9 protein-coding genes are annotated in these 9,045 nt (G+C 64.9%); all 9 read right to left on the bottom strand.

From position 1 onward, the window contains the following. Nucleotides 1-214 precede the first annotated feature (214 nt). A complete protein-coding gene (locus RZA67_RS06930) occupies nucleotides 215-919 on the bottom strand; it encodes a squalene/phytoene synthase family protein (protein WP_317211961.1) in 705 nt (234 codons plus the stop codon). Between the two features lie 10 nt (nucleotides 920-929). Then, a complete protein-coding gene (locus RZA67_RS06925; protein WP_317211960.1) occupies nucleotides 930-1,607 on the bottom strand; it encodes a phosphoglycolate phosphatase in 678 nt (225 codons plus the stop codon). Beyond that, nucleotides 1,604-2,338 carry a bifunctional 2-polyprenyl-6-hydroxyphenol methylase/3-demethylubiquinol 3-O-methyltransferase UbiG gene (ubiG, locus tag RZA67_RS06920; protein ID WP_317211959.1) on the bottom strand — a complete coding sequence of 245 codons (735 nt, stop codon included), beginning with the start codon at nucleotides 2,336-2,338 and terminating at the stop codon, nucleotides 1,604-1,606. The genes RZA67_RS06925 and ubiG overlap by 4 nt, the downstream gene beginning before the upstream one ends. A gap of 23 nt (nucleotides 2,339-2,361) precedes the next feature. Then, nucleotides 2,362-3,705: a TRZ/ATZ family hydrolase gene (locus RZA67_RS06915; RefSeq protein WP_317213931.1), complete on the bottom strand. Its 1,344-nt coding sequence runs from the start codon at nucleotides 3,703-3,705 to the stop codon at nucleotides 2,362-2,364. A gap of 431 nt (nucleotides 3,706-4,136) precedes the next feature. Beyond that, nucleotides 4,137-4,928: a hypothetical protein gene (locus tag RZA67_RS06910; RefSeq protein WP_317211958.1), complete on the bottom strand. Its 792-nt coding sequence runs from the start codon at nucleotides 4,926-4,928 to the stop codon at nucleotides 4,137-4,139. Between the two features lie 28 nt (nucleotides 4,929-4,956). Next, nucleotides 4,957-7,404 (bottom strand): VirB4 family type IV secretion/conjugal transfer ATPase, encoded by a 2,448-nt coding sequence (locus RZA67_RS06905; protein WP_317211957.1) that lies wholly within the window; start codon nucleotides 7,402-7,404, stop codon nucleotides 4,957-4,959. Nucleotides 7,405-7,472: 68 nt separating this feature from the next. After that, a complete protein-coding gene (locus tag RZA67_RS06900) occupies nucleotides 7,473-7,781 on the bottom strand; it encodes a VirB3 family type IV secretion system protein (protein WP_317211956.1) in 309 nt (102 codons plus the stop codon). Then, nucleotides 7,774-8,172 (bottom strand): TrbC/VirB2 family protein, encoded by a 399-nt coding sequence (locus tag RZA67_RS06895; protein ID WP_317211955.1) that lies wholly within the window; start codon nucleotides 8,170-8,172, stop codon nucleotides 7,774-7,776. The genes RZA67_RS06900 and RZA67_RS06895 overlap by 8 nt, the downstream gene beginning before the upstream one ends. Before the next feature lie 54 nt (nucleotides 8,173-8,226). Further along, nucleotides 8,227-9,021, bottom strand: a complete 795-nt coding sequence (locus tag RZA67_RS06890; protein WP_317211954.1) for a lytic transglycosylase domain-containing protein — start codon at nucleotides 9,019-9,021, stop codon at nucleotides 8,227-8,229. Nucleotides 9,022-9,045: the final 24 nt, after the last annotated feature.

Genomic DNA, 9,045 nt, shown 5'->3' with positions numbered 1-9,045 from the left:
TCTCCGGTCAGATCGCGGTAAAGCCGCGCTACGCGCTCGCCGGGCAGAGCCCGGCGCTACATGGCAGCTCTCCGGTCAGATCGCGATGAAGCCGCGCTACGCGCTCGCCGGGCAGAGCCCGGCACTACATGGCAGCTCTCCGGCCAGATCGCCATGAAGCCGCGCTGCGCGCTCGCCGGGCAAAGCCCGGCGCTACCCAAGCTGGACGCCAAACTCAGCCGCGCGCGGCCCACCATACGCGCAGCAGGGTGCGCATGGGGGTCGCCTCGACCGGCTTGCCTGCCACCTGCGCCGCCAGGCGCGAGCGCGCCAGCACCGACCAGATGCGGCGAGGCCGCGGGCCCGCAACGCGCATCGGCCACGCCTTGAGCAGGTACTGACCCCAGCGCTGATCCGCATGGGCAGCATCGGTCTCCAGCAGCGAACGCGGCACGCTGGCAGCACCTGCTTCCTGCAGCCGCTGTGCCAGGGTCTGCAGCAGCACGGCGCGTGCGGCGCCATTGCGCGGGGCGTCATCGAACATCACCACCTCCACGGCCGCCACCGCCTCGGCATAGCGCAGCAGCGCGCGTTCGGCAGCAGCCGGATCGGACGCGGGCGCCCGCGCTTCCACCAGATCCGGCAGCGCGTCGGCCAGCTGCGCCCACGGTGCGCGCACCGGTTCCAGCAGCCGCCCCAACGGATGACGTGAGCGCTGGCCAGCCCAGCTGCGCAGCTCTTCGCCCCACCAGGCCAGTTTGGCATCGGCCGGCAACGGGTCGCTGCTGGTGTTGAGCATGTCGTCCAGCTCCTGCAGCAGCGCGAACCAGGCCAGCGTGCGCGCACGCTGCGGCTCGGCAACGAACGGCTCGGCCACCGACCACTCCGGCCAACGGCTGCGCCACTTGTCCAGGAAGCTTTCCAACGCGGTACTGCTCACTGCTCGTTCCTTAGGGCTGGGTCGGCCACTGTGTGGCCTGGTTCAGAAGGTGGGCGTGCTCGACCAATACACTGGCCTGCCACGCCAGTGGCTGGTCGCTGTCCAGACGGTAACCCCACAGTGCTGCAACTGACGGCATGTGCGCTGCACGCGCGGCCAGGATGTCACGCTCGTCGTCGCCCACATACACGCACTCTGCGGGTGGTATCCCCATGTGCGCGGCGGCGTGCAGCAACGGCAGCGGATGCGGCTTGCGCTCGGCCAGGCTGTCGCCGCCCACCAGTACCGCGCAGCGCTGTTCCCAGCCCTGCTGCGGCAGGATCAACCGGGCCAGGTATTCAGGCTTGTTGGTGACAATACCCCACACCGTACCTGCCGACTCCAGCGCAGCCAGCATCGTCTCCACACCAGCGAACAGCATGGCGTGCTGGCCGATCAGTGCTTCGTAGCGCTGCAGGAACTCGGGAATGAGCGCGTCGCGCTCAGCGTCATCCAGGTCCGGGAACGCCGTGCCGAGCATTGCGCGTGCGCCCTTGGATACCACCGGACGCAACTTCGCCGGATCGACCGGCGCGCGCCCGCGCGCTGACAGCATCGCATCGCAGGTGGCGACAAAATCCGGCGCACTGTCCAGCAGCGTACCGTCAAGGTCGAACAGCGCCGCGCGCGGGAAGCGCGCCGTGCTCATGCCGTCGGCTCGGCCGGACCGGGCGTGCGGGCGTGGGCCAGGTAATTGATGTCGGTACGGCTGCTCAGCCGTGCCCGGTTGCGCCAGGGTTCGTAGGTCATGCCGGAAACATCATGCAGCTGCACATCGGCCTGGCGCAGCCAGCGCGCCAGTTCGGCCGGCTTGATGAACTCCTGGTAATGATGGGTGCCCCGCGGCAGCAGCCGGGCTACGTACTCGGCGCCGACAATGGCAACGGCAAAGGCGGCTGCCGTGCGGTTGATCGTGGACAGGAACAGGTGTCCTCCAGGCTTGAGCAGCCGTCGGCAGGCCGCGATGATCGCAGCCGGGTCGGGTACGTGCTCAAGCATTTCCATGCACGTCACCACATCGAAGCTGCCAGGCTGCTCGTCGGCCAGCGCTTCGGCCGCCTGCACCCGGTAGTCCACCTGCACACCGCTCTCCAGTGCGTGCAGGCGCGCCACCTTCACCAGTTCCGGCGCCAGGTCGATCGCGGTCACCTCGGCACCCGCCTGGGCCAGCGCTTCGCTGAGCAGGCCGCCACCGCAGCCGATGTCCAGCACGCGCGCGCCGCGCAGCGGCACACGGTCGGCGACATACTTCAGCCGTACCGGGTTGAGGGCATGCAGCGGCTTCTGCGGGCCGTCGGCGTCCCACCAGCGATTGGCCAGTGCGGCGAATTTGTCCAGCTCAGCCTGGTCGAAGTTGCTTGATGCGTTCGGTACGTTCATGACTCTGTTCCTTGCAGCGTTGCTCAGGCGCGGATGTGCGCGATGCGCTCGCGCCATTGGTGCGCGTTGGCGATGATGCCTGGCAGGTCCATGCCGACCAGCTCACGCTGGACCAGCCTGGGCTGGCCGGCGATCCAGACGTCGGTGACCTGCTGGCGACCGGTGGCATAGACCAGCTGCGACAGCACGTTGTGCAGCGGCTGGGTTTCCAGCGCTGACAGATCCACGCAGACCAGGTCAGCCTGCTTGCCCACCTCGATGGAACCGATGCGCTCGCCGAACCCCAACGCGCGGGCACCGCCCAGCGTGGCCGCGCGCAGCGTGGTGGCTGCATCCAGTGCGGTGGCATCGTCGGCCACTGCCTTGGCCAGAATCGCCGCCGTGCGGTTCTCGCTGAACATGTCCAGGTCGTTGTTGCTGGCGCAACCGTCGGTACCAATGGCCAGGTTGACGCCCGCACGCTGCAGCGCACAGGCTGGGCAGAAGCCCGACGCCAGCTTGAGGTTGGATTCGGGGCAATGCACCACGCTGACACCGCGCTCGGCGCACAGGTGAATCTCCGCGTCGGTCAGCTGGGTCATGTGCACGGCGATCAGGCGATCGTTGACCAGCCCCAGGCGGTCCAGTCGCGCCAGCGGGCGCTGGCCGTGCAGCTTGATCGAGTCACTGATTTCCTGAGCGGTCTCGTGGGTATGCAGGTGCACCTGCATGTCCAGCTGGTCGGAAAGCATGCGCACGCGCTCGAAGTTGGCATCGCTTACCGTGTACGGGGCGTGCGGCGCGAACGCGGTGCCGATCAGCGGATCATTGCGCCACTGATCATGCAGTTCACCGGCCTTGGCGAAGTACTCGTCATCGGTCCGTGCCCATGCGGTGGGGAAATCGATGATCACCGCGCCGACCAGCGCACGGAAACCATGCTTTTTATAGACGGCGGCCTGCACGTCGCCGAAGAAGTAGTTCTCGTTGGCGCAGGTGGTACCCCCGCGCAGCATCTCGGCAATGGCCAGGGTGGTACCGTCGGCAACGAACTCGGGCCCGATCACCGCCGCTTCCACGGGCCAGATATGCTGCTGCAGCCAGGTCATCAGCGGCAGATCGTCGGCCACGCCGCGCAGCAGGGTCATCGGGTTGTGGGTGTGCGCGTTGACCAGGCCGGGCATCAGCACAGCGTCGGGACGACTGACCACCTGTGCCGCAGCGAAGCGCTCGCGCGCCTGTGCCCGCGGCAGGATGGCAACGATGGCGCCATCGCGCACGGCAACAGCATGATCTTCAAGCACCACCGCATGCGGTTCGATCGGTACCACATGACCGGCTTCAATGAGCAGGTCGCAGGCTTCGGGGGGGGATGCGCTGTCGATCATGCGGGCTCCTGTCGGGGGGTACGGCAGCCGGGCAGAGCCCGGCTCTACGTGGGGCGCGACCGGGTCGGGCAGCCGGGCAGAGCCCGGCTCTACGTGGGTGCCGGTGGCGCCAAAGACCATGGCCACCGAAACGATCACGCAGGCGCGTCCCGTGTTGGTCACCAGCGCCATCATTGAATCGCGGCTGCGACCGGTGACGATGCGGTAGCCCTGGATCATGATCCACAGCGTCAGCAGGGTCAGTGCCGCAGCGGACACAATGCTGGAAAAACGCAGCAGCATGTCGGCACCACGCACCGACACCTGATGGCTCACGTGGTTCATGATCAGCTTGAAGAAGGCGAAATCGCCTGCCGAACCCGTGGCCACCACGCCGCGCGAGAGGTCTGCGGCGCCGCGCAAAGCGCCAAGCACATCCATCATTGGCATGCTCAGCCTTCCAGCGCCAGCTTCAATGCGGTCGTCTGCACCACCGTGCGCAGCATCCGGTTGCCCCGGCTGCCTTTGAGCGCTTCGGCGGCCAGCAATCGCTGGTTCTCCTCCATGGTCTGGATGTAGGCGTCATACGCCATCATGCGCCCCTGCCATTCCATGCCGGCTGCCTCGATATCATTGGCAGTGCGCAGCGACTCGCTGTCCACGCCCTGCAAGGTTCCCTGATCGTTGTTCCGTGCGCGCGTGGCGTAGATGTCGCCCAGCATCTTCTTAATGCTCGGAATCGAATGGCTCAGATAGCGGACAGAGTCGTTGTACTTCTTGTTCTTCATGACCCGGATATTCACGCAGATCTGCTGCTGCTGGGCCCGCACGCTGTTGTCATCCTTGATATCAACCAGCGTCCACACCTGCTGGAATCCCCGTGCTTCGCCCCCGCAGCTCTCTTTGACCATGTAGTTTTCCGCAACCGGCACCAGTGCCTGCATGGCGGGCATATCAACCGTACGAAGCTGCGCCTGCACGCGTACCAGCTGCTGCTGGAACTGCTGAAGCTGTTCTTTCCAGCGCCTGGCCTGCTCGGCATACTCGGCCACGTCATTGGCGCTCATGACGACATCCTGCATGGCCGAGATCATGCTTTGCACCGTATTGGGGATATCAAGGACCATCATGCCCGCCGTTGCCGATGTGCTCCACGCCATCGACGCAGCAAGGGCGGCACAGGCAAAACGTCGCGATTTAATGCGCCTGCGCCCACCGCAAGCCCCACTGATCTTGTTCTTCATAGCCTTCTCCATGTGATGTCCGCGACCATCAGGCGGCCGCGCGGTTCTGCTTGTTGTTGCCCCTTCCCGAGCCCTTGCGTTGCGCCTTGAACTCGGCCAACCACTGCTCCGGCGCGAGCTCATCGATTGCCACGCCTTCACGTCTTGCGACCTCACCAAGAACGCGATGCATGACCTCGATGTTGTCGGTGGACGCCGAAATGACAGCGAGGATGTCGTCCATACCGCGCAGATTGAGCTGGCACACGCTTGAGGCGTGCCCCTGCTTGACCAGGAAGCAGCGTGAACGCTCGTCGAGCGCGGCCACCACCTTGAACTCGGCCTCACTGAGCTTCAGTCCGTCCATGTAATCGGATCGGCTGGCATTGGGGTTGGGCAGCAGGATCAGCGTGGCGGTCTGCTCGATAAGTGACGCCGCGATATCGCTCTTCAGCGCATCCTCCGGGCTCTGCGTGGCGAAGATGCCCAGGCCGTTCTGCTTGCGGATGGTCTTCTGCTTGTTCTTGGCGAACTCCTTCAGGCCACCTTCGCCATCGAGGATCTTCCAGAACTCGTCCATCACATAGATCAGCGGCCGCCCATCGATCAGCGACTCCAGCCGATGCAGCAGGTAGTTGATGACCGGCACGCGCACTTCGGGGTTGTCGATGACCTCGGTGTAGTCAAAGCCGATGATGTTGGCGCGTGACAGGTCGATGGTGTCCACCGGGTTGTCGAACACCCAGCCCAGCGAATTGCCTGCCGTCCAGCGGCGCAGGCGCGCGTACAGCCCGTCATCGCCCATGTTGGGCAGGCTCTTCTGGAAATTGGTCATGCTGCGCAGGTGCATCGGCGTGTCCAGCATGCTTTCCACGGCCCGGTGGATATCCTCTTCCTCGCGCGCGGTGTATTCGTTCTTGCCCGCCAGCACCTTGACCAGGTCGGCAAGGAACTGCACGTTGCCCTCGGTCCGTTCGCATTGAAACGGGTTGAAGCCGGTCGGCGCACCATTGTCCAGCGCGAGATAGTTGCCGCCGCAGGCGCGCACGAAGATCTCGGCGCCGCGGTCCTTGTCAAAGAAGAAGATCGTCGGCGCCGGCTCGGCCTTCTGCACCTGGCTGAGCAGGAAGTTGATCAGCGCGGTCTTGCCGGTGCCGGACTTGCCGATGACCATGGTGTTACCGATGGCCTTCTCACCCAACGAGTTCTCTGCCGGGTGCGTGGCATGGAAATTGAAGTAGTACGGCTGTCCGTTGGTGGTCTGCAGCGTGGTCACGCAATCGCCCCACGGATTGTTGTGCTGCTTGCCGGTCGCGAAGTTGTGCAGCGGCGACAGGCCGAGGAAGTTCAGCGAACTGACCTTGGCCAGGCGGGTGCGGTAGCGCCAGTTGCCGGGCAGCTGCGAATAGAACGAGGACGCCACCGCAAGATCTTCCTTGGCGCTGACGAAGCCGGCGTTGGACAACTCGGCACGCGCGGCCGCGACGTTCTGCGACAGCGCCTGTTGGCTGTCGGCATGGATCGCCATGATGAAGTGGTATTCGCCCAGCACGAAACTGCCCGAGGCCAGCGCGTCCATGGCCTGGTCCAGCTCGACGATCTGGCTGACAGCCTTGTCGCCGGAGGAGATCATCATGCCCTTGGTCCGGTCCAGCACGGTCAGCGCATCCTGGCGCCCCATGGGACTGAACGAATGGGTGATCACGTACTCGAAATCCAGGTACTTCAGCCCGTTGAGGATGCCCGGATAGGTGCCGTCGGCGTACTCCTTGATGTTCAGAATGGCGCCGAAGTGATTCGCACCGTTGGGCGTGGCGATCACATAATCCCCCGTCCTGGCGGAGAACATGTGCCTGCTCACCGACAGATAATCCTTTATGGGCGCGCCCAGCACGGGCACCGGCTCGTCAATGCGGTTGAGCAGGTAGCCGAACAGTTCCAGCGTTTCCGAGAACGGCAGGCCGTTCGCGGCCTCGTACATGCCCAGCCGGTACGGCGCATAGTCGCGGATGACCGCCTCGACATTGCCTGCCAGCTCCAGCAGCTTGGCCACTGCCTGGTCCTGCTCGTCGCGCAGGCGGGCAACGTCGGCGGATTTCTCGACAAACCGCTTTCCGCTGACCACCGGGCGGTAGATCATGGTCAGATACAGTTCGTTCTGCATGATGCGCTGACTGGACAACATGTCCACGTACTGGTCACACACGTCCTGGTTGAAGCGCTGCTTGAACCGGCTGCGCTCCTTCAACGTGCGCCGCCGGCGGATGTCATGCGTCCAGAAGGCGACGTTGACGAAATCCGGCGCGCGCAAGGTCTGCAGCATCCGGTTGAAGGTGTTGTGCCGGTGCTCGAGGTCCCACTCATCGCGACCGACAAACGGCAGGCCCTCCAGGTGCCAGGTCATCAGGTAGTCGCCGCCGGTGGTTTTCACCACATGGGCAGCGACGTGTGATGACAGAGGGATGAACTCGCTGATGGGCGTATCGGGAGTGAACATGACTATCTCGTGGTGGAAAGACGCCGGCGCAGTTGATGGGCCGGCGCATGACCGCATATCGCGCCTGCTCAGCCGTGGCGTGCCGGGCGCTCGCGGTAGGCATTGGGGCTGAACACCCACATGCCGTCGTGCAGAGGAACATTGCGGGCCCGCAGCCGGAACTGCAGCCGCAGCCCGAGCAGCCGGAAGATCATCTCGTCACGCTTGGCCATGTGGCGCATCACGAAGATCACCGGCGGAATGAGGCCCAGCAGCAGCAGGTTGATGTACATCGCCAGCAGCAGGCAGCCCCCTGCACCCATGAAGAACGGCACATAAGGAACCCCCATGAACATCGCCGGTCGGGTACAGCCGCGGAAGAGCACGTTCTTACGCACGGTGGAACTGCACGGCCTGCTGGACCAGGGCAAACGTGTTGCCCGGCGTGCACTCCTGCGCACCGTCGCCCAGTACCATGCTGGCGATCTGGCCGGCTGCGCCGATGAGCAGTCCCCCGATCAGAATGGTCGACACGTCGGAGATGCGCTTGTTGGCAAAGGCGATCTGGTAGCCGGCAAACATGACCGCAATGGTGACCACCGCGATGGACGCCATGCCCAGCAATCCGGTGATCTGGCTGAAGAAGCCGCAGACCTTCTCCGACGTGTCCGCCAGCCCTTCCTGTGCCATGACCTCTGGTACAGCGACGGCCGTGGTGAACGCAACGGCGTAGCCCAGACTGCGGGCGATGGATTTCAGGCTGGCGATGTTCTGCGTGGCGGTGTTCATGGTGTTGCTCCTTTCAGAAAACATGAGGCAGGGTGAAAAGCGGCCGTGATCGGCCTAGAAGACAAATGCAGCGTCCACCAGTGGATCAGATCCACGTGTGGCGGGCGGCGGAATCGGCGGTGGTGCGCCTGCCGTGCCTGTGGGCGCCGCGCCATGCGGCTGCAACACCACCGGCGCGTCATCGTTGGCAGACGGCGTCACGGCAAGGGCTTCGCCGGTGTGCAAAGGCGTTGTTGCCCTGGCGATGCCACCGGTGAGCGCGCTGCGGCTGCGCTCGTCGGCAAGGGAGATCGCCGGGCGCTGTACGGTCGCAGTGCGCGCCTGCAACAGCGACGATGCGCTGCGCGCCGTGCTTCGCCTTGGCGCAGCCGGGCCCCCATCGGCCAGCGGAATGGGGTTTACCGGGGACCTGCCAGCAGCCTGCATTGATGCGAACACCTTCTGCACATAGCCGTGCTTGAAGCCGGTGCTGAAGTTGCCGCTGTAGTAGCAGCTGAACGCCTTGCCCCAATCACCTTTCGCACGCGCATGGCAGTCGGCCAGGATCCGCGCGCCAGCCTGCACATTGGCGCAGTGCCCGAAAGCCACCTCGTAGGAATCCAGCCCCTGCCTGCGCAGGTTGTGCCGGTTCACCTGGGCCAGGCCCAGCGAGAAGTTGTAGCCTTTGTCCTCCAGCATTCGCGCGGTGGCCACGGCCTCGTCCAGCGTGCGTGGCTGTCGTGCCAGGCGACCGCCGACCACGCCGATCGCATACGGGTTGTACGACGACTCCACCTGCACGACGTGGTGCATGATCGAGGCCGGCACCGCCAGATCCGGGCAGGCCAGTTGTTCCAGACCGGGCACCATCAGCAGCGCTCCTTTTCCGGCAGC

Source organism: Stenotrophomonas sp. C3(2023) (genome assembly GCF_032911385.1).
Lineage (GTDB): Bacteria > Pseudomonadota > Gammaproteobacteria > Xanthomonadales > Xanthomonadaceae > Stenotrophomonas.
The sequence above is the reverse complement of the archived record's forward strand: the minus strand, read 5'-3'. Positions and strand labels throughout refer to the sequence as shown.